General features: G+C 39.8%; 13 protein-coding genes and 1 pseudogene. 1 reads left to right on the top strand and 13 read right to left on the bottom strand.

Annotated elements, in window-relative coordinates; translation table 11 throughout:
• Nucleotides 1-8 precede the first annotated feature (8 nt).
• The 9 genes from ACO6S0_RS06025 to ACO6S0_RS05985 all read right to left on the bottom strand — a co-directional run bounded on the left by ACO6S0_RS06025 (nucleotide 9) and on the right by ACO6S0_RS05985 (nucleotide 15,322).
• A complete protein-coding gene (locus tag ACO6S0_RS06025; RefSeq protein ID WP_422351096.1) occupies nucleotides 9-1,442 on the bottom strand; it encodes an arylsulfatase in 1,434 nt (477 codons plus the stop codon).
• On the bottom strand, nucleotides 1,439-2,269 hold the full coding sequence (locus ACO6S0_RS06020) for a sialate O-acetylesterase (protein WP_422351095.1): 831 nt from the start codon (nucleotides 2,267-2,269) through the stop codon (nucleotides 1,439-1,441). The genes ACO6S0_RS06025 and ACO6S0_RS06020 overlap by 4 nt, the downstream gene beginning before the upstream one ends.
• Nucleotides 2,262-4,013, bottom strand: coding sequence for a Sip1-related alpha-galactosidase (locus tag ACO6S0_RS06015; RefSeq protein ID WP_422351094.1), 1,752 nt, complete (start codon nucleotides 4,011-4,013; stop codon nucleotides 2,262-2,264). The genes ACO6S0_RS06020 and ACO6S0_RS06015 overlap by 8 nt, the downstream gene beginning before the upstream one ends.
• 371 nt (nucleotides 4,014-4,384) lie before the next feature.
• Nucleotides 4,385-5,986 carry an alkaline phosphatase D family protein gene (locus ACO6S0_RS06010; RefSeq protein ID WP_422351093.1) on the bottom strand — a complete coding sequence of 534 codons (1,602 nt, stop codon included), beginning with the start codon at nucleotides 5,984-5,986 and terminating at the stop codon, nucleotides 4,385-4,387.
• Between the two features lies 1 nt (nucleotide 5,987).
• Entirely contained in the window at nucleotides 5,988-7,319 is a 1,332-nt protein-coding gene (locus ACO6S0_RS06005; RefSeq protein ID WP_422351092.1) for an alpha-L-fucosidase, read from the bottom strand.
• Nucleotides 7,316-8,776, bottom strand: a complete 1,461-nt coding sequence (locus tag ACO6S0_RS06000) for a hypothetical protein (protein WP_422351091.1) — start codon at nucleotides 8,774-8,776, stop codon at nucleotides 7,316-7,318. The genes ACO6S0_RS06005 and ACO6S0_RS06000 overlap by 4 nt, the downstream gene beginning before the upstream one ends.
• Before the next feature lie 176 nt (nucleotides 8,777-8,952).
• Nucleotides 8,953-10,686 carry a RagB/SusD family nutrient uptake outer membrane protein gene (locus ACO6S0_RS05995; RefSeq protein WP_422351090.1) on the bottom strand — a complete coding sequence of 578 codons (1,734 nt, stop codon included), beginning with the start codon at nucleotides 10,684-10,686 and terminating at the stop codon, nucleotides 8,953-8,955.
• A 10-nt stretch (nucleotides 10,687-10,696) separates the two neighbouring features.
• Nucleotides 10,697-14,008 (bottom strand): SusC/RagA family TonB-linked outer membrane protein, encoded by a 3,312-nt coding sequence (locus tag ACO6S0_RS05990; RefSeq protein ID WP_422351089.1) that lies wholly within the window; start codon nucleotides 14,006-14,008, stop codon nucleotides 10,697-10,699.
• 147 nt (nucleotides 14,009-14,155) lie between these two features.
• Nucleotides 14,156-15,322, bottom strand: coding sequence for a FecR family protein (locus ACO6S0_RS05985; RefSeq protein WP_422351088.1), 1,167 nt, complete (start codon nucleotides 15,320-15,322; stop codon nucleotides 14,156-14,158).
• 113 nt (nucleotides 15,323-15,435) lie between these two features.
• Here ACO6S0_RS05985 and ACO6S0_RS05980 point away from each other — a divergent pair, with 113 nt between their 5' ends.
• A complete protein-coding gene (locus tag ACO6S0_RS05980; RefSeq protein WP_422351087.1) occupies nucleotides 15,436-16,020 on the top strand; it encodes an RNA polymerase sigma factor in 585 nt (194 codons plus the stop codon).
• Nucleotides 16,021-16,108: 88 nt separating this feature from the next.
• Here ACO6S0_RS05980 and ACO6S0_RS05975 read toward each other — a convergent pair whose 3' ends face one another.
• The 4 genes and pseudogenes from ACO6S0_RS05975 to ACO6S0_RS05960 form a co-directional block, all read right to left on the bottom strand.
• A complete protein-coding gene (locus ACO6S0_RS05975) occupies nucleotides 16,109-16,645 on the bottom strand; it encodes a hypothetical protein (protein WP_422351086.1) in 537 nt (178 codons plus the stop codon).
• A gap of 71 nt (nucleotides 16,646-16,716) precedes the next feature.
• Nucleotides 16,717-17,124: a recombinase family protein gene (locus tag ACO6S0_RS05970; protein WP_422351085.1), complete on the bottom strand. Its 408-nt coding sequence runs from the start codon at nucleotides 17,122-17,124 to the stop codon at nucleotides 16,717-16,719.
• Nucleotides 17,121-17,354, bottom strand: a complete 234-nt coding sequence (locus tag ACO6S0_RS05965) for a hypothetical protein (RefSeq protein ID WP_422351084.1) — start codon at nucleotides 17,352-17,354, stop codon at nucleotides 17,121-17,123. Before ACO6S0_RS05965 ends, ACO6S0_RS05970 begins: the two co-directional genes overlap by 4 nt.
• Before the next feature lie 1,030 nt (nucleotides 17,355-18,384).
• Nucleotides 18,385-19,134 (bottom strand): annotated as a pseudogene (locus ACO6S0_RS05960) (SDR family NAD(P)-dependent oxidoreductase).
• Between the last annotated feature and the right edge of the window lie 420 nt (nucleotides 19,135-19,554).

Here is a 19,554-nt window from a genome sequence, read left to right as displayed (position 1 = left end):
TTTTTTTATCAATTATTTGACTTTTTGGAGCTTATTTGGTCAGAGTTGAGAAAGGAATAAAATTCATTTACAATGTCAGGATGCGCCCCAGCCACATTATTTTCTTCTCCTAGATCGTCCTTCAAATTATACAATTCCATATCTCTAGGCTCACTTTGTTCTCCTTCAGATTTTGGAAATTTAACAACAGCTTTCCAATCTCTTTTTCTTATTGCTTTGATCCTCAAAAACTGTTCTACTCTTTCGCGGTATTCCCAGTATAGGTAATCATGTTTCTGTTGTTTCCCTTTACCCAATAAGGTTGGTAAGAAAGAAATGCCATCACTCTGAGGAGGTGTCTCAATGCCTATAATATCTGATATTGTTGGCATTATGTCCCAAAAAGCACTTGGATGGTTTGATAAACTACCAGGTTTTATTTTTTTCGGCCACCTAGCAAGAAAGGGGACGCGAATCCCTCCCTCATATAAATCCCGCTTCCCTCCTTTTAAGGAACCATTTGAATTCCAAAAAATTGGATCATGTCCACCCTCGTGATGAGGTCCATTATCACTGGAAAACATGATGAGGGTATTTTCATCAATTCCTAGTGAATCCAACATATTCAACAACTCTCCGACCTGATTATCTAAGTGTTCCATCATCGCACCAAACCCAGCAATAGGATTTTGAACACTTGGACACACTTCTCCTGGCCCAGCATCGTACTTGCCAACCTTATCGTTAAATTCTGGAAACCGCTCCATCCATTTTTCATGTAAATCTTGGGGAGCATGCATGGCGGCATGGGGTATGGCAGTTGGAATGTAACAAAAGAAAGGTTGTTCATTTTCGGCACTGGTACTTATAAATTCGAATGCGTCTTCCATAATCAGGTCATGCACATAAGTACCTGACTCCAAAGGGATTTCCTTGCCATCCTTTACAATGGATTTTGGGTAATAGGTATGGGCAATCCTTTGACTTTTCCATCCCGTGAAATGATCAAATCCATGAGTCATTGGATTTTCAGCTCCTTGATTGGAAGTAATACCTAATCCCCATTTACCGAATGCTCCCGTTGCATAACCGGCTTTTTTGAATAACCCAGGGAGAATAAGGATGCCTGTATCAAGAGCCGTTTTATCTTCTTGGTATGGGATATTTCCTGTAAGGTGAACAGTCATTGGAGATTGACCTGTCATCAACACTGCACGGGATGGTGAACAGACGGTGTTGCCTGCATAATGATCTGTAAATCGAATACCATCTGTGGCTAATCGGTCAATATTGGAGGTCTGCAGTTTGGTTTGCCCATAGCACGATAAATCCCCATAACCCAAGTCATCTGCTATAATCAAAACGACATTGGGGTTTTTAACAAGTCCTTTATCACCTATTGAGTTACAAGCGAGTATCAGAGTACTTATAGAAAGTAGAAGTAACAAGTTCTTTTTAATCATCTCTTTTTGTTCAAAAACTTTTCTAAATAGGTTATGGCATACCTTCTTCCCAGTTCGCGCTGAGCAGCAGAATTGAAATGAAGGTTATCCCCTTTGTGCCCCAAGCCTTCAGAAGAAATTAAATAACAATGTTCTTCTTCCTCTGCTATCCCTGCTAAAATGAGATTGATCTCGCTGAAGTATCCTGCCTTTTCTACTGGCTCGGCAAAACGCCCCAACTCCCCCATTAGGATAGGCAATTCTTCATCACCAATTTTATTTCTAAATTCATCAAACAATGCAACCAAAGAATCTTTATAAACAGGAATGTCAGTAGGCTTGGCATTGCTTTCACCCTGGTGCCAAAGAATTCCCTTTATGGTTCCTTTGGCCTTTGATAACACTACTTTGTTTTTAAAATTGGAAAGAAGCTTGACTCCTCGGTGTTCTGAATCATTTAGCCAATTGAAGACTGAACTACCTCCAACAGCGCAAGGCACCATGCCGATGGTGATGCTGTCCGGTATGTTTTTTAGCAACTCCTGTGCGAAGCTTATGCCGCAATCCAAACCGGCTCCTGAAGGCTCGTAGAAATGCAGTGGCTCTTTAGCTACAATCCATTCACCACCACTATCTAGTGTTATAATACGCTTATTCGTGACCAAATCCTGAGATTCCATTGTTCCCCTTCCAGCCATGTTGGATTGACCTGTCATAAGAAAAATCCAGATATTTTCAGGTTTAATATAATCCCCTCCATCTTTCCTAGGAATAGGCGTTTCAGAGAGGAATGTACATGAGGCCAATACAGATAGTCCAAAAGTGATTCTTATCAAAAATTCAATCATTCCGTTCTATTTTAAAGTAAACAGGAGTATTGACTCTCTTTATTGAACCCCAAAAAAAGCCATTGCCAATACTGGTGAAATCAAAGTGATCAGATTCCAGATTACCCTTTGTTGAATACAAAATAATGTTTCCGGGCTCCTCCATTTCGAAAGTCAATTCGTCCTCGGTTATTGACAGAATATCAACAGTGGATGGGCTTAGATACTTCTCCCCTCTCCCGATCAATGACCAACCTTCTTTTATGGGAATTAGTAAATACAATTTGTGACCAAAGCCAGCAATCTCAAAATCCAGTCCCTTGCTATCCAAAACCTGACCTTTTTGCTCCTGCCAATCGAAAATAATGAGTCCCTCTTCTAGACGTTTCCAACGTCCAGAATAAGGTTGAATCATGGCTCCACCCTGCTCGTAATCCGCTTTTGTCACTTTTCCCTTCAAGGGATTTTTAGCCGTTGTGCTTAGGTTGTAAGCCGCAATTGCGCAAGCTCCATTTTTTAGTGGCGCTATCGTCTTATAAACTTCACCGTTTTCATACAGGGCATCATTGAAAATGGAACTGGGCATTGGCACTCCCGGAGCTTCAGGCCTGATGAGTTTTCCATCTTCATAGCAAAGCGGTTCAATAACCGAAGGATTAAATTCTTTAGGGTCATCAGAAAGATAAATGGGTCCGCCTGACAAGGCTTTGGTCACGGCCATGGTCTCACCTACTTCAGTATCCGAGGAATGAAACATGTCATGATCCGGCCAGAGGGTTTGACCTAACCACAGCACGTTAAACACCGATTGCAGGATTTGTGATTTTGAAGTGGCCAGATCGTGCTTGATGTAATCGGGGCTCGTTCGCATTGTTGCACTACTTTTTGCATTAAGCATATCTATTGTATTCTGCGCACTACAATTCATAAGGCCAAAACCCTGCTCCAAACAGGCCTCCTCCAATGCCAGTACATTTTGCATTTGAGACTTGGCCGGGTTTGCCGATCCATAGTACTCGATGGTGGATCTTGAAACATTGTCCGTTTTCATAAAATCAAAGCCCTGTCCATCAATGGCACTGATCATGTAGTCATAAAAGGCTCGACTGGACTCCATGTCATCTTTAGGAAGCAGCCCATCTTCTCGCTTAGGGTTTGGCATAAGGTAAGGTGACAATTCGGGCATGCTGTGATCCACATGAACTCCATTCCAATGTGATAGGAAACCATGCCAGATTCCCATCCACTTAATTCCTTCTTCTGATTTTCTGGAAGTAATTGGATTCCATCCGTTTGGGAATTTCTCAGGATTGGGCTCATAAGAAAGGAGCTTGTTACCCTTATCATTTTGATGGCCATCGTCAATCAAATACCACCTAACTGGAACCCCTGATTCTTCAATATTATCTATTGCGTTGACCAGAATCTCTTCATTGATTGTCTTTTTATATTGTTCCCAAGTGCACCAACCCAAATACTCCAGGGGTTCGGGGTATTCTTTTGTATTTCTCAACGATGCACTGGCAAACTGATTTTGATGAGTCAATGCGAGTTCCCAGGTTTTGAATAGCGATTCGTACATACTTTCTGATTCATACCAAGCCAGCAATGGAACTTTTGAATCTGAAGGAACAGCTTGTGTGCCAAGTGTTCCATAATCTAGAACTAGTCTGCCATCTTCAGTGATTTCCAACCAACTTACACTTGCATCTCCTGACAATGGGAGAAGCGTAAGGTAGTTACCATTAGTTAGTTGAAAAAGCATAGTTAATGCACGTCGATTCGGATGTGAAATTCTGGGAGGAAGTGGGTCTTTTGGTTCAAAAATAGAAGTTAGATCCTTCTTTCCAACCCATGGAAACATTCTGTTACTTGCGCCAATCCATCGAAAATGGGTGGAGTCAGCTGCTACATGAACAAACTTTTCATATTCGGGGAGAATTATTTCTCGAGTTGGCTTACCATTTGAATCTGGACTGCTTAAAACAAGGACATTTTCCAGCTTATCAGTTGTTAGGTTTATCCTATCACCTAGTGGGTCATTTTCAATATTGGAGCAAGCAAATAAAAAGCTCAATGAGACAAATGACATATAGTATTTAATTGTAATTCGCATATGTTGTTCTAAAATTGGATTCATAGCTGGGTCGTTATAGGCCAACCCGTAAACTGTTTTGCTTCTTCTTTAGTCACGTCTTCAAACCTTGGCCAGCATTCGAACGTTACTGTACGGTTAGTCTTATTGAATTTTATGAGACCATATCCTTCTCCGTTGGAGCGAGTCTCCGGATTAGCATAAGCATGCATAGTAATTTTATTGTTAAATCCGTCAAGATACTGACCCGTCCAAGGGAGAACGTCATTCGAATTCTTCCCTCCTTTTGCATCCTCAGGCCACCACCATCTACTGTATATGTCATTGACAATAGCAGGCACCACGAAAGCCCACGGGCCATCCCCATAATCGTCAATACCATGCTGAACAACCGTAGCCAGATGCTGGTCACCGGCAATATGAACAGCTTTTGCTTTTTTGATTGCTCTGAGAGCACGATTTCTTCCTTTTTGGGGCCAACCATTTGAATCCATATCAGCATGCAGTCTATTTTCAGGGTTGCCGTGCACATGTGCACCTCCACAAAAACCTGTCTGCGACAGCACTACCTTTATAGAATTCGGATTTGTATCAGCCCAATCATTTAAAAACTGTTCTTGACGATTCCCCAGCAGTTCCAATCCATCCAAATCAACAGACGATGGATCATAATTGGGATCTCTTATGTGATCTGGTCTTGGACCAATTTGTGGGATCTTGCCGTTAGGTCCTGACTTGAATTTTCGATCCTCTATAACGGCCAAATCCAAACCTCCAAATAAAAAACTGGTATAATAAACCCCTATTCCTTGTTCCACAGGAGTTGGGTCATAGGGGTCAGGTAAATGTGAAGTCTGACATCTTTCAACCATTTTCACATATTCCGGATGATAAAAATACCCCCCATCATCACCCTTGTTGCTAAGAGCCTTTTTGCCGCCCTCACCCCAGAGATTAGGCTGTCCAATATCGTGGTCATCAGGTATTGTGATACAAGGACGGTTTCTAAACACCTCCCTGAATTGCATGCCAAACTTAAGCCATGCGGCGGTATGCTCCTTATGATCATACGACTGATCCCCAGCAAAAAATATCAAATCAGGATCTTGATGATTAATGTTTCTCACATAATTTTCTCTGTCTCCTCTATCCTTACGGCTATTGCACGAAAGAGCCGCCATGGATATTTCGTCCTTGTCTGAGGGATCTTTTCTAATTAACCCTTTATACCTTGCTTCCTGTCCATGGAGCAAGCGATACGTTACATCAACAGACTGGTCCCACTTCTCAACTCTAAACAAGGCTGACCAGCCTAGCTCCGTAACCTTTTGCTTTTGAATTTCCTTCCATTGGTCGCCCTTTAGAATTTCAAGGCGTACCTCTCTCGTCTCCTCGGGATAAAGCGGATACAACTGGGCACTAAGCTTCAACGTCCCGTCAGAAACTGTGTAGATACCAAAGGCAATGACGTCTTTCCTTTCAACCTTAAGGTTAATGATTGGATTAGCAGGACGGTTCCACCAATCATTTACAGCCAACGTGTCCAATTCAGAAAATGGAGCCTTGACATATGAAGCCTGTTGACATCCAAAAGTTAGAAGGATGATGACAGCAAAAAGAACACTTATGGTTTTTATTTTCATGTTACTTATCAGGTGATTGTTTGTATGATACATCCTCTAGCTTCACCACAAGTGGATTTGGCCATTTGCGATCATTATAAATCCTGTGGGAACGCATCACCGATATTTCAAGTCCTACCTTTGTATTTTTGACCGTTGGCATAGGGTCTGTATCAGGATTATATTCAAGCACTATACTGTTCTGTCCCAGCACAGAGATTTTGGCATTGTTACCTGCCATTAGCGAGTTAATGGTTCTGATTTTTCGCTCTCCGAATGGCCATGACTCCTCTACCAGAAAGGCATAGACCGTATGCTCCCCTTTCTTTTTTAGAAACCAAATGTTATCCTCTCTTACGATATCCAGTGGCTCTGTATCAACAAAGGCTTCTTGATTGATGAACATCCAAAGTGACAGTTCATTCAATCCTGCAGCCTGTTCCTGTGGAAACCTGCCTTTCTCATCTGGACCAAAGTTTAGCAGGAAATTTCCTCCTTTGGCTCTGATGTCAATTAGCTTGCTGATACAGTCATTGGCTGTCTTGTAATTTTCATTGGATGGCCTGTATTGCCACTGATCCCCGAATGTGTAATTAGCTTCCCATGGTGCTGGTAATGGCTGATCAGGGGTAAATTGCTCCGGTGTTTCCATAGCTCCCCGGGTGACCACTACATCAGGATCAATTTTCCAGCAAACTTTGGCCAATTCGGTCTTAGCATATTGTTCCCTGCCATCCAGAAAAATGATATCAATCTTACCGTAGTTGGTCATTAGCTCTTCCATCTGTTTCTTCACATACTTATTCAATGCTTTATTACCTGAGGCGAGCGCTTCCGGTCGATCTCTTGAAATCAGTCTGCCTTGTTCATACAAGAAATAGAAATCATCAGGAGAATAATAGAACCCAACAGCCAATCCTTCTGCCCGAAAAGCATCCACAACCTGTTTGGTAATATCTTTTCCATAAGGGGTGTTCATGATATCAAAATCGGTTGTTTTGGTATCAAACATGCAAAATCCATTATGGTGTTTGGTAGTGAAAACCACGTATTTCATTCCTGCCAGCTTGGCCGCTTTGGCCCATTGAGAGGCATCAAACTGGTAGGGATTGAAGGTTTTCGGAAGCAGATTCACATATCTATCCAAATAGTTATCTGACGCACCTACCATACTATGGCTAATCACCATACCAAGTTGCACATCCATACTCCAATGAATGAACATCCCGAACCCCAGCTCAGTGAACCAGGTTTCCCTTTCAGGTTTGTTGAGGTTTAGAGGTTTATCCTGTGCAAAACCGTGAATTGTGAAAATGGCAAAGCAAAGAATAACAAAAAATTTCAGAGGTTTCATTTTTTTAATCCCGTTAAATCTGACTCAATCTTGAATTTGCCTTCTCCCTTGTCAACCAATGCTTTAAAGTCGTCAGATATTTCAATATTATTCGCTGTCTTCAGTACAATCTCTTTCCCTGGAATTTTGTTTTCAACCAAGACCATCTCTCCCTCTTTGTTAAGAATATTGCCATAAAAATTTACCTGTGTCTTACCATAGTCGGGAACATAGCCCTCCTTGCCATGGAAAAGAATACCTGTATTCCTTAAACTACTATTGGTAACTGTAAATACATCCACGGGGGTGTTTACCTTAATGAAAGGTTTGTCTCCATCATGCAACACCCTGACATTGTCGAATAGCAGTTGTTTCTGTTCTGGGATTTCTGCGCCAGGGTAGTACGAACGACTCCAGCTGCTGTTATCGAAGTGAATGGAAAATGTCTGTCGTGGTTTTTCCAGAAAGATGTCCCTGAACACCACGTTCCTCACACCTGCCGTGTACTGTACATCGTCCTGCATCATCACCCACTTGATGCCGTCCAGCTCGACGGTTCCTTCTTTGTGGGTTGGTCTTGTCTTGGTGACCCATGTTTTTTTCAGGGGCTTGCCGTCCGATCCTATTCCGTCCACCCGGTAAATCCGGCCTCCGGTAACAACCGCATCTGCATTTTGTAATTCTAGTCCTTCTTCCCAATCTATCCAGCCACCCGCCAGAATCCTGCAGAAATAACCCACCAAAGGTTGGCCTTCCAAACTCAGATCATGACAATTCTCGATAACCCCGTTTTCAATCCATCCAACTTCGGGATTGGATGTAGCATAGTCATGGGCATTGAGCGCGAGTGCGTCATCAAGGGTTTTGAATGTGGCATTTGAAATTCTAAATCGGTTTCCCCTACCAAGATGGATACCATCTTTATCTCCGACAAGAATCGTATCATCAATCAGTAAATCTTCGAAAGTGCAGACATGAATGCTAAATTGAACTCCCTCAATGTCATAACATCTAAAACCTTCAATTCGCAAATCTTTCACATAGAAAAAAGCCAACTGTCCCCTCAACCCAAATATCTTATCGTAGCGTTTCACCACGCCGTTCACTTGAATGTGAAGCCCTTTCACAGCAATATTTTCATCCCAAGTTCGTGTTAGAGCACCTTTGTTCAGTAATACATGGGAAAAGGTCCCTTCTTCATTCACTTTCTGAAGGATGACCCCTTTTGCAAATTCGATTGAGGTATTGCTTCCAATGTAAGACGTACCCGCCACTTTGTAGGTGCCTGGTTTGCTCACAATAATATTGCCCCCTTGATTCAAGGCTGCTTGAAGCGATTTTACATTCTCTATTCCAGTGGCATCCGGTGAAAAACCAAAAGTCGAAGCATTGGTAATGCCCGATCCCTGAGAGTAGCTTTTTAGAAATGAAAATAGGATGAATATTAGAACTAGCGTTCTTGAGAAAGTTTTTGACATTTTACGGTCTTTTAAAAAAAATTTGGTTTGTTCAATTTGCGGTACCAAACTCCAAACCCCAAGTCTGCTGGCCAGAACCCTTGCACAAAGATTTGGAATCAGAAGTCATGTACTATGACCACTGTAAGAATACCGTGGCAAATTGCCACGGTATTAAGTTTAAAATGAACTGTGGTCTAGTATCCAGGATTTTGTTCCAAAACAGCATCCTTATTTGCTAGAATCTCACTATTTGGAATAGGCATTAAATTAACACGATCATCAATTGAATATCCATATTCGAGGGTGGCAGAATGATATTGTCTGAGATATTCGGCCAATTTACCGGTTCGCAATAAGGTATTCAATCGATATTCTTCAAAATGCAGTTCACGGGCCCTTTCATCAAGAATAAGATCCAGATTTACCTCGCCCACCGTTACCGGAGTGGCCTGTGCCCTATTTCTAATGGCGTTGATATCGGCTGCGGCCAAATTATTATTGCCATTGCGAAAATAGGCCTCTGCCCTTAACAAATAAGTCTCTGCCAATCTAATAATATACCAATCTTTATAAATTCGTCCATCGGTATTATTCTCTCCATCTTGTAATTTATATGGTTCGTGTAAAACTTCTACATTTTTCTTAAATGACGGCTGACTCATCCTACCGCCTCTGAACCTCTCAAGCAAAGTTGGGTCATAGGTATCTTCAGACAAGGGCATTCCAAAAAATTCACTTTCAGGGTTATTCCAATAATAAGTACGTTGAATATTGTATTTAGAATTTCTTATATCATTATCAAAATCACCTTTAAAATTCCATACTTGATTTTCCAAATAATCGGTAGCACCACCCAATCCTAAAGATCTACCCATCAGAGTGTCCTTGTACACATTACGTATTCCATTTAAATCTCGTGCCCAGCCACCACTCCAATAAACTCTTCCTCCAACCCATCTTTCTAAAGTAAAATTACCTTCGGTTCTACCTTCTGTGACCCCTCCTACAACATCAAATTCATACTGCACATTCCATATAGTTTCGGTATTTCCAGAAGATCTGTTAAAGTTACCCTTACGGAACAGATCCCAATACACATCACCCCAAGGTTCAGGAGGACCAGTATAGTCATAACCTCTCCATTCAAAATCTGAAAAAAGTCCAAACCTATCCATCATCAAAGCAAAGTTGCCATTATCGATAACGGCCGAAGCAGCATCTATAGCGCCTTGATAATCGCCAAGTTGAATATTAACTTCTGACAATATGTGGTACGCTGCTGCGCGTGGTGCCCTTCCCGCAGGAACCTGATCCACAGTGTACATATGTTGTACGGCGTATTCCAAATCTTGTTTACACTGCAGATATACATTTTCGCGCGTATCCCTAACGTAATCGAACTTAGGCTGAGTCGTCTCTTCCAAAACTAGTGGTACACCTCCCCACATATTGGCAAGAAATCTGTAATAATAGGCTCTCAAAAACCTTGCCTCTGCCTCGATGGCATTACGATCTTCCTCAGATTCCCAAGAAATGTCATCGATTCTACCAATGATGGTGTTGGCCTTAAAAATCTGTAAATAAAATATGCCATACCACTTAGCTGTAAAATCTGCATCTGCATTGAAGGTGTTCCATTGAAAATAATCGTTTGTGTAGACCCCTGCCGCATCTTGCCTAACCCACGTTAGGTCTGCATCTATTCCAAGTAGTGCAAAATTTGCAATATTATCTCCTGGACTATAATAAAAATCTCTATTATCAAGGTATATATCGGCTATTGCAGAAATAAAACCCTCTTCTGAAACAAAAGCATTACTTGGACTGAAAAAATCCTTTGGTTCTTCTTTTAAAAATTCATCCTCACTGCACGCCACTGACATAAAGAACACCATCAATAACGTACTTATATATTTTAATTTTTTCATTGTATTATATTTAGAAGTTTAGCGATAAGGATAGTTGAAAATTTCGAATAGATGGTCTAGCATCATTGGTCAATCCTTGTTCCGTTTCTGGGTCCAATCCATCCCAATGGGGCGCATATACAAAAAGATTATCCGCACTAAGGGTTAAAACGAACCCTTCAATACCCATGCGATTTACCACGCTAGATAAATCATAGCTCAACGCTACCTTCTGAAGTTTTATAAAACTTCGATCGTAATATCTTTTACTTCTGTAAGCCGCATTACTATAGTCGGGCCTAGGAAATTCCGCATTGGTATTGGTTGGAGTCCAATAGTCATATATTGGATGGTTGATATCTGTTCTGTTAGTACCGAAGTCTAAATGAGGATCATTTTCTCCTGATAAGTACCAATTATTTCCTCCCCAAACAGAATAGGCATACAGCAACAAAGAAAAATTCTTGTAATTAAATGTGTTCGTAAAACTCCAACGGAAATTGGGATTGGTATTTCCGATAATCTGACGGTCGACATCGGAGGTTATTTGACCATCCCCATCAAGGTCTTCAATCATATAATCCCCTGGTCTTAAACCGTCCATGATATCCGTATCATTCTCCTGCCACATACCAATAACCCTTGTATCGTATATTGTACCAAGACTTTCACCTATAAATAGACTAGATTGCGGAAGGTCGTCCTCTTTCCCGTCCCCATCATTATCGTCACCTAAGAGGGTCTCTATTTTATTTCGGTTTAATGAAAAGGCTATATTTGATGTCCAATTAAAATTGGGGGTTACAATGTTTTGGGTATTTAGAGACAATTCAAATCCATGATTTTTTATTTCGCCTATATTATCCAATACTGTCGCCAACTCGCCAAGGTCATTTGGAAGGCGTTCTTGTTCTGCGCCCGTAGCTCTTGGCACGGGCAATTCAAAAATCAAATCTGTTGTTGTTGTATTATAATAATCCAATCTTCCAGAAATACGATTATTCAATATACCAAAGTCCAATCCTAAATTTAAGCCGGTTGTTTTTTCCCATCCCAATGAATTATTGGCCAGGCTACTTATCCCTTGTGTAACAGCATAATCATTACTATCTCCAAAAATGACCTTTCCTGTTGAAATCCTAGCCAGAGTAGCGTAAGGATCTATTGATCTGTTACCTACGCTTCCATAAGATGCCGATAGGGAAAGTGTATTAAACAGCTTGGAATCGGCCATAAAATTTTCATTGGTGATATTCCAGTTAGCTCCAAGAGAAGAAAATACCCCCCATTTGTTGTTTTCACTGAATGCAGAATAGCCATCACGACGAACAGTACCCGTAAAACTATACCTATTATCATAGGAATAATTTAAACGGGCCATCTGACCGATAGCGGCACTCTCGCCACCTCCAGTTTCTACAGCTTGATTAGTTCCATTGGCCAAGCCATAGGAACCCAAAGCATAATTATCGAACCCACTTGCGATTAATTCCTCATCTTCCCAGTCTGTTTGCTCTACGGAATACAGTAGTGTGAGATCAAAAGCATGTTTCTGGGCAAATAGACGTTTGAATGTTATTAAGTTGTCAAACAACCTGTAGTAATTGTCAGAATAGGATCTATCCCCAAAACCATCATTATCATCGCCACGTGAGGTAAACTCACCATAGAAAGTTCTATTCTTGTTCCACCGAAAGTTGTTGGAATACGTTGTAGTATATGTCAACCCTTCTACCCAGGGCACATCAAATCTTAATTTAATGGCACCATTCAAACTATTGGAAAGCCTTGAATGTTCCGAGGCTATTGCATAGAGAGGGTTACTAGTGGATGTCGTGGTTTGTGAAAACCTTAGAAGGTTACCATTTTCGTCGTACAAGCTTGCATATGGACTTAAGCGAGTTACACTGGATAAAGATGGCTCAGAGCCTGAAAAATCCCTCAAACTAGCAGAAGCCAAAACCGAAAGATTTAACCAGTCAGTGAGATTGGAACTATGATTTATCCTAGCTGTATATTGTCTGAAGTCATCATTAAGAACCACACCTTCTTGATCCGTAAGTCCAAGTGAAATAAAATAGTTTGATTTTTCTGTAGAGTTGGACACACTGAAGTCTACAGTTCTCATGAATCCATCCCTTATGCCAATATCATTGGGATCTGGAATAGAAAATTGATGATCGGGGGTTGCATCATAATTTTTTTGCTCCTCTTCGGTTAAATAACTTCTGATCAGATTAGGATCGGCATCTAAACCCTGAGCTTCCCGAATATCGAGGATATTCTGAAACCATCCATCCGTATAGACGGGATTGGGCTCTAATTGATTGGATATACTATTCACCAATTTTAAATTAAAACGCGGCTTCCCATTGATACCACCTCCTTTTTTAGTTTCAATCAAAATAACGCCATTTGCCGATCTTGCCCCATATACCGCCGCTGCACTGGCATCCTTTAAAACTGTTAAATTTTCAATATCATCTGGCCTGATATCTCCTAATGATCCGTTATATATTATCCCATCCACAACAATTAAAGGGCTATTACTGGCACTAATAGAGTTTTGGCCTCTTATAGTTATATCTGCTACAGCTCCAGCACTATTAATCCCTTCAACGTTCAATCCAGGCAACGTACCCTTAACAGTTTCTATTATATTGTTCACTGGCACTCTGTTATAAGTTTCCAAATCTGCCTCTGCCACGGCACCGGTTACAGCTTGCTTTGATATGGTTCCATAACCTACAACGACAACTTCATCAAGTTGGGATGAACTTTCCTTAAGACTTACGGTAATACTATTGTTCCCTTGAACTGGAATTTCTTGGGTTTCAAAACCGATGTAAGAAACCACCAAAACTGCGTTTTGGTCTTGAACAGTCAATATAAATTTGCCATCAAAGTCTGTTTGGACACCATTTTGTTCTCCTTTTTCAACGATGTTGGCTCCAGGCAGGGGGACTCCAGATTCATCAGAGACCGTACCGGCCACCTGAAACCCTTGTGGGATGTTGTTCTCGTTATTGGAAGGATCGGTGTCTTTTACCAGTAAAACAGTATGGCCATTTGTGATTTTAAAGTTGAGTCCATTCGGTGACAAGACTTTGTCCAAAAGGTCCGATATTTTGATCTCACCTTCTTCTACTTTGATCCTGGGTGAATTTAAAAATAGTTTTCTCGGATATACAAAGTTATAATCCGTCTTCTTTTTTAGAATGTCAAATACTTGGCCTGGTGTTAATTCCTGATTTTTTTCCAAATAAATGGTTTCTTGGGCAAATGTATCGTTAGGTGACAAACAAAATGCCATGGTGCTCATGAGAAAAACCAGAATCTTCATGCTGTTTAGTAAGATTCGCTTTAAATGTGTACAAGCGAACCTTTTCAGATTTAATTTCATAAATTTGTTTGGTATTAGTTATTAATTAATTAATGCGCATACAAGGAGCGGAAATTACACTGCCAAATGTTTTTGATCGCTCCTTTTTTATTCTAAGACGAGTCTATTTTTTTCAATTTTATAAGCTTTAATGATTCCAAAATTTTTAAAGTTTTCCATGATTTCGGATAAATCTTGATTTTTCCTCATAACACCAACAAACATTTCACTGGTATCAATATCTCCACGATATTCCACGTTAAAATCATACCATTTTGATAAGACACGGATGATTTCTTCCAAGGATTCATCCTTGAATGAAAAAATCCCATCTTTCCAGGCTATGTCATCATATACATCCACCGTTGCAATGGTATAAGTCCCTTTCTTTTTGTTCATACTGAATTGTTGATTGGGCAAGAGAATGTGGTTCTTATCCGAAGCTTTCAGTTTTATCTTCCCTTCAACCAAGGTAGTTTTTATGTTAGCTCCATCCCCATAGGCCTTTACATTGAACTCCGTACCCAAAACTTCAATGGTTTGATACTGATTTTCAACATAAAATGGTGATCCATCATGATTTTCAGCGGAACTGACATCAAGATAAATCTCCCCATACTTCAATGTAAGGGAACGTGGATTATTTACCTCAAACTTTACTGGATATACGATTTGTGTTTCTGAATTGAGCCAAACAATCGTACCATCGGACAATTCCACATTAAATTGCCCACTGCGTGGTACCGTAAGGGTATGGAACGCAATTTCCTGTGTACTGCTTTCACCAGAGGTATTTTTATATTTCAATGTTTTGCCATCACTGTCAACCTTATCACTGTTAAAATCAACATCGTTTTCCAAAGCCACACTGGACCCATCTTCCAGTGTCAATATAGCTTTATCACTCCCGGGGAGCATGTTATTGACAGGGTTTGACTTTTCGATGCCCACAACTTCCTCAGATGGAGAACCCCAATCATTGTAAATAAAAACCATCGAGAGGAACAGCCCTGCCACCACAACCGCAGCTGCGACTTTGTGGAACGGGAAGTTTTTGATACGCTCTCCCCGAACGTTTTTGAGGAAAACCTTTTTAGCTTTTTCAAGATCGTAATCTCCCATTAAATCATTTGCAATTGCATTCGCTTTAATGAATTCATTGAATTCAAATTCATTGTCAGGGTTATTTATCCAAAGCTCCAGAGACCTTAAATCGTCTATGTTAGCCTCTTTGTTAAGGAACTTTGTGAGCCATATATAAGTTGAATTATTCAAAATTTTCGCTATTCATTTTTATATATAACGAAACGAAAAGGAGGCCACCACCATAAATTGAAAAAAAAAAATTAGTTTTGTTGCGAATATGAAAATAAATTTCCCTCAACCTTATGTTTTTAAGTGATAAGAAAGTAATTGATTTACTTAAAAAGGGTAATATTAAAGCTTACAACTATCTCTTTGAAACTTATTATGTTGAATTGTGCAATTATGCCACCAATCTTTGTAGGGATAGAGTTAAATCTGAAGACATTGTTCAAAATGTAATCATTAGGTTGTGGAAAAACAGAAAGAAACTACAGTCTGGTCTTTCGCTGAAAAATTACCTCTACAGATCCGTTTACAATGAGTTTGTAGATCAGTACCGAAAGGACACCGCAACGACAGTTTTGGAAAAGAAATATATTGAAGGGGTTGAAAAATTCTACGAAACAAAGGAAGAACCCGAAGTTGAAGGATTATACCAAATTTTAAAGAGGGAAATTGAAAAGTTACCCCCAAGATGTAAGGAAACTTTTGTGTTGAACAAGCTTGAAGGGCTAACGTACAATGAGATTTCGGAATTCCAGAAGGTTTCCGTAAATACAGTAGAAAAGCAGATGGTCAAAGCCCTTAAAATTTTGAGAAGCAATCTAAAACATAGGGTTGAAGTGTTCTTATTGTTGGTCACAAAGGTTTGTAATGCTGCTAAATAGGAGGTACAACACGCTTTTTTGTTTTTCAAAACCATTGTCTAAGATTTAAGATTTTCTTTTCAATAAATACGGTTATTACATTTACCCGCTAAAAGTTAACGGTTCCAAGAGGGCTCTTATTATCTTTAAAAAGAGAAAAGGTTTGAACGACCTGTAAGGTCACTAAACGGTATTTTTCACAAATCGAGTGGAAATTCCCGTTTTTTATTTCCTTCAAATTACCTGAAAACGAACTGATTGCGCCAAAAATTTCATTAACCAGAAAAGTTTGAACTGCTTTGTTTTTGAAGTCATACCCAATCCCGTCGGGGAAAACCATATATTGTATGGCCCTTTTTGTTTCCAAATCCCCTAACTTCCATAAATACGGTAAGTTACAAGCGTAATTGAATGCCATTTTTATTGGTTTTTTGAGGTTTGAACTATTTATCCCGCTTTTCTCCAATTTCATCTCCAATTCCCTTTGTTTAGCTTTTAGTTCAGGCATAAAAAAATCATATTGGGGCTTTGTGATTTCGTTCAGCAAAACGAGTCTTCTTTCCAATTTATTTATCTGCTCTCCGATTTGAGCGAGTTCTTTGGTCAATCGTTTTTGGTCGTTAAGTGCTTCTTGATTGTTAGCCAACAAGGTATCGTGTATGATATCGGTCAAAGGTTTGATATACTTTTTTCGGCTATGGTATACCTGTAAAACATTTATAAACTCTTCATGGAGCTTTTTGCACTTCTGCTTTCCCTGCTTCCCTTACGCCTGTTCTTGTAATAATATAGCCCCTTTTTCTTCACGATAAACCCAGTATAAGGTGTCCCGCAAACCGAAGATCTGACAAACTGTTTTAATGGCGGATTTTCATTGTCGTACGAATATTTCTTGGGTGTATCTCCCTCATGAAGTAGATTATGGATCTTTAAAAAGATTTCTTTTGATATCAGGGCCTCGTGTTTTCCTTGAATCACTTCTCCAGGAATTAGGCTATTGACAATAAGTCCACAATAGAATGGATTTCTAAAAAGATCGGTCAATTTTTTTGCCTTTATGTCCAAGCCTTTTTCTTTCAGCCGTTCTGCAATCTCGACATGGGACATATTGGCGTTCGTTTTCATAAAAAAGCCTGCCTGAGCAATCTACCCTCTTGGGTAATCACGAAATCTGGTGTCTTTCCCTTACCGGGATTGGTGTTGGTATATCCAAACGGATAGGCTCCAGTCCAGTATCCCCTCCGCAGCTTTTCCTGCATTCCCGTAATGGATTTGTCCCTGCGCACTTGGTTGTCAAAGTGGGAGAACATATGGTAGAGATTCTCTTGGAATGTACCCGCACTCGTGGTCACCATTTTTTATATACATTTCTGCACCTGAAAAAAATACTTTACCTTCTTAGTAAAATTTTTCATAGTGAGAATCTCCATATCATGGCCCCATAAAGGTACTATTAATTTCTTGAGCTGCTGGATTTGAGTCTTTAGACCAATCTTTTTAAAATAGGGTAAATACATCAGCATTTTGGGTCCAAGATGTTTACTTAGATCCAGAGTACTTCATTCCCAAAATGCAACAGAGTAAAGGGGTGTTTCTTCAACTTGGGTATTGTCTTACAACTTAGTCTCGCATCCTACTTGTTCTGTAAGCGTACCCAAAAGCACTTTTCTTTTCAAAAAAGATTTGCTAAAAGTGTGAGTCCTTTTTTTATGATGTTGCTTATCCAAGGACGGTTTACTCCATTATTTTGACATGGGTTTCTGGTAATTCGGAAATGACAATTACTTCGACCGCAAGTCAAGGTGGAATAGTTATTACAACGCCTTCAGCTTAATAAGCTCTTGTATTTGAACTACAATAACATATTTTGCCTTTAGGCTTAATTTTATAAAAAGTATTTAAATGTGTGCTTTCGCAAAGCCGTAAAACCAACCCATCAATCATCGCCATGTAGCCATCAACAATTCGGTAAGTACTCAGAGTATTTGTATCACTTTGAAAGTGATTTTTCAGGTGCCAGACTGTTATATATCAACACCTCTTCCTGAACTATATTGATGGTATTTCTATATCCAGGTCGTCCAATAATTTATGCACGCCTTCGTAGTGGTTCTGAAACCAATTTGAGTATAAATCTATCCCGGTTTGAGTGCGAAAACGACCACCCAAACAATTACGAGTTTCTAAAACTAAAAGATCTTTTTCGCCAGCACCTGTCGATTTGTATACTGTGATATGACCTGTAAGGTCAGTACCAATAAGAAGACATTTGATTTCTTCTATCTATTTTAGACAAAGTCCAAAGGTTAATTGTTTTACACATCAATTTTCGATTAACTTTTAACTAGAAGATAAATGTTCTTATAGATTCATAATAGCAATCCATTAGTTACGGCCAGACATTACACCACCTTCGGTATCCCAAAGAGCACCTGTGATCCATGCAGCCTTATCAGATAGCAAATAACAAATCGTGTCCGCAACATCTTGAGCTTTACCGTTACGGCCTATGGGATGAAAGTCATGGAAGTTTTGCAATGCGTTTTGCGCTTCCTGTATTCCGCCAAAAACACTCTCATAAACCGGTGTCTCAACTACCGCTGGGGAAACAGCATTTACCCGTATTTTATGTTCCGCAAGTTCCATTGCAAGATGTTGTGTTAATGAGTGAAGCCCCGCTTTTTGCATGGAGTATGCGGAAGATGGCGTTGCCTTTATAGCTTGCTTGGCCCACATGGAACCTACATTTACGATAGCACCTCCCCGTGTCTCACTCATCTTTCTTGAAACTGTTTGAGTGATAAAGAAGAAACCACGGTTTAGGTCTAGATAGTTGTTATAGTCAGCAATAGTATGGTCTAAAAAAGGTTTAGGTCTAAAAATGCCTGAGGCGTTTACCAAATAATCCAAGCTGTCCCAATCCCGTATCTCATTACAAAAAACTTATACTTGTACCTCGTCGGTAATGTCAACCTTGTGCGTTTTAAGATTTCCCTTGACATCATTTTTTAACGCCTCCATCTTTCTGTCATTTGTTCCTACCACGTGAACTTCTACATTATCTTTTAATAAATTAAGTGCAGTGGCGCGGCCTATTCCGCTACTTCCACCTATAATTAATGCTTTCTTTCCCATTGTGATTTTTATTTGGCATCAAAATTCAAAGCACAAAAATAGATGGGAGTCCAAGTTAGTAATTGTGCAAATGAGAGAAAGGATGGTACTTTTGGGAGTGAAATGACAAAATGAAAACTATTATAGGAACATGCCACAAATTCTGTTGGCACAAAATTGACTTAAATAAAATTTAAGAAGAACCGGTCTCTAATAGCATATTGGCATCGTAAACAAATGGACTAACAAGGACAACGTAAATTAAATTCTAGAAAAATGGGCTATTTCGCTTTAAAGAACTTCACTACACGTGGTGTTGGAGATATTTTCCATGCTAATGGAAACCCCAGAGGTTCTTTCTTCCATTTGTTTGAAAGTATAGCAGACTTTGCTTTCAAGGCTATCGCAAATTTTGAGGAAAACTTTCCAATCAAGCACTAG

This window comes from Flagellimonas sp. (genome assembly GCF_965233845.1).
Lineage (GTDB): Bacteria > Bacteroidota > Bacteroidia > Flavobacteriales > Flavobacteriaceae > Flagellimonas.
The sequence above is the reverse complement of the archived record's forward strand: the minus strand, read 5'-3'. Positions and strand labels throughout refer to the sequence as shown.

What these genes read in the sequence shown, in the direction of transcription:
- ACO6S0_RS06025 (WP_422351096.1), bottom strand. Translation starts at nt 1,442, where the DNA reads ATGATTAAAAAGAACTTGTTACTTCTACTTTCTATAAGTACTCTGATA.
- ACO6S0_RS06020 (WP_422351095.1), bottom strand. Translation starts at nt 2,269, where the DNA reads ATGATTGAATTTTTGATAAGAATCACTTTTGGACTATCTGTATTGGCC.
- ACO6S0_RS06015 (WP_422351094.1), bottom strand. Translation starts at nt 4,013, where the DNA reads ATGCTTTTTCAACTAACTAATGGTAACTACCTTACGCTTCTCCCATTG.
- ACO6S0_RS06010 (WP_422351093.1), bottom strand. Translation starts at nt 5,986, where the DNA reads ATGAAAATAAAAACCATAAGTGTTCTTTTTGCTGTCATCATCCTTCTA.
- ACO6S0_RS06005 (WP_422351092.1), bottom strand. Translation starts at nt 7,319, where the DNA reads ATGAAACCTCTGAAATTTTTTGTTATTCTTTGCTTTGCCATTTTCACA.
- ACO6S0_RS06000 (WP_422351091.1), bottom strand. Translation starts at nt 8,776, where the DNA reads ATGTCAAAAACTTTCTCAAGAACGCTAGTTCTAATATTCATCCTATTT.
- ACO6S0_RS05995 (WP_422351090.1), bottom strand. Translation starts at nt 10,686, where the DNA reads ATGAAAAAATTAAAATATATAAGTACGTTATTGATGGTGTTCTTTATG.
- ACO6S0_RS05990 (WP_422351089.1), bottom strand. Translation starts at nt 14,008, where the DNA reads ATGAAGATTCTGGTTTTTCTCATGAGCACCATGGCATTTTGTTTGTCA.
- ACO6S0_RS05980 (WP_422351087.1), top strand. Translation starts at nt 15,436, where the DNA reads ATGTTTTTAAGTGATAAGAAAGTAATTGATTTACTTAAAAAGGGTAAT.
- ACO6S0_RS05970 (WP_422351085.1), bottom strand. Translation starts at nt 17,124, where the DNA reads ATGAAAACGAACGCCAATATGTCCCATGTCGAGATTGCAGAACGGCTG.
- ACO6S0_RS05965 (WP_422351084.1), bottom strand. Translation starts at nt 17,354, where the DNA reads ATGGTGACCACGAGTGCGGGTACATTCCAAGAGAATCTCTACCATATG.